At 61.6% G+C, this 1,665-nt stretch carries 2 protein-coding genes; both read left to right on the top strand.

The genetic code is table 11. The features are described from left to right. Positions 1 to 633, top strand: a 633-nt coding sequence (locus J0A65_RS23080; RefSeq protein ID WP_206596639.1) for an aldehyde dehydrogenase family protein, incomplete at its 5' end; no start/stop codon positions are given. A 258-nt stretch (positions 634 to 891) separates the two neighbouring features. Beyond that, positions 892 to 1,665, top strand: a 774-nt coding sequence (locus tag J0A65_RS23075; protein WP_206596638.1) for an MCP four helix bundle domain-containing protein, incomplete at its 3' end; no start/stop codon positions are given.

Genomic DNA, 1,665 nt, shown 5'->3' with positions numbered 1-1,665 from the left:
CAGGTCTGCTCCGCCACGTCACGCGTGCTGGTGGAACGCGCGCTGTACCCCGATCTGCTGCAGCGCCTGAGCGAGGAAGCGCAGAAGATCCGCATCGGCAACGGCCTGGAGGATGGCGTGCTGCTGGGCCCGCTGGTCAGCGCCGGCCAGCACGCCAAGGTCAGCGCCGCGATCGCCCAGGGCATCGCCGATGGCGCGCGCCTGGTCTGCGGTGGCAAGCCGCCGGCGGGCCTCGAGCAGGGCTGGTTCATGCAGCCGACGGTGTTCGCCGACGTACCGCTGGACTGTGCCCTGTGGCGCGAGGAAATCTTCGGCCCGGTGGTCTGCGTCAACCCCTTCGACAGCGAGGCCGACGCCCTGCGCCTGGCCAACGACAGTGAGTTCGGCCTGGCCGCCGCCGTCATGTCCGCCGACCTCGAACGCTGCGAACGGCTCGCCCGCAGGCTGCAGGCCGGTATCGTCTGGATCAACTGTTCGCAACCGACCTTCAGCGAACTGCCCTGGGGCGGCGTGAAGCGCAGCGGTATCGGCCGTGAACTGGGCGAATGGGGCCTGGACAACTACCTGGAAACCAAGCAGATCACCCGCTACGAAAGCAGTGAACCCTGGGCCTGGTACCTCACCTCTCAATGAAGGCCTGTCTCTCGATCAGCGCTGACAGTTGCCTTGCTGCCCCCCGGGAGCCACGGCAACTGCTCGACATCTGATCTACACTCGCTTAAAGCGGTGGCCGATTGAGGCAAGGGTTGCTCAACTCTCAGGCTTCCAGAGAACATCCCGCAGGACAAGTGATCGAACGCAGGATGCATTGAGGCAGACCTTGGCCCCTGCTGTCGCACGGTTCGTCTGATCGGTCTGCTCGTAGGTCTAACCCCTAACAGCAGGTGCCTTATGTCATTCCTTGCCGCTGGTTATTCCATTCGCACCCTGCTTTATGCCAGCTATGCCTGCCTCCTGGCGCTGATGCTGCTGATTGCCGGTGTTTCGCTGTATAACCTTGCCTCGGCAGAACAGGATTTCTCCACTTACGTCAACGGCGTGGAGACGCGCGCAAGACTCGCCAGCAAGGTCAGCGATTCGGTCAAGGAGAGGGCTATTGCGCTGAGAAACCTGGCCCTCAATTTCGAGCCTTCGGAGCGCGAACAACGGAGGGCCTTCATCGCCGAGCATGAAAAGGCCGTAGACGACAGTTTCGCTGCATTGCGCCAGGCAATCACCACACACGCAGACGCCTCTGCCGCCGGGCATGACCTGCTCATGCGCATCGAAGAAGTTGAAGGGCGCTACAGCAAAGTTGCCTTCACCATCGCAGAACACCTGTTCAATGGCGAAGACACCGAAGCCAAACATCTGGTCAAAGAGCAATGCACCCCGCTTCTCGAAGAGTTGACCCAAATGATCGCGGGATACCTTGAGCATACCAACGAGATGGCCAAGCAGCGTGTGGCGGCCAATGAGGCCCACTACCTGAGCCAACGCAACACGCTCATCGCCATTACCATAGCCAGCTTCCTCGTCGCGGCCATTCTCGGCCACCTGATAAGCCGCCATCTTCTGCGCTCCCTGGGTGCTGAACCAAGTGACCTCAACCGTATCGCCCAACGGGTTGCCGAAGGCGATCTGCGTGTGATGGAAGCAGCAGTCAACAGCGCCGAGAACAGCGTA

The organism is Bowmanella yangjiangensis (assembly GCF_017255015.1).
GTDB classification, from domain to species: domain Bacteria; phylum Pseudomonadota; class Gammaproteobacteria; order Enterobacterales; family Alteromonadaceae; genus Bowmanella; species Bowmanella yangjiangensis.
This window is presented reverse-complemented; position numbering and strand designations above follow the sequence as displayed.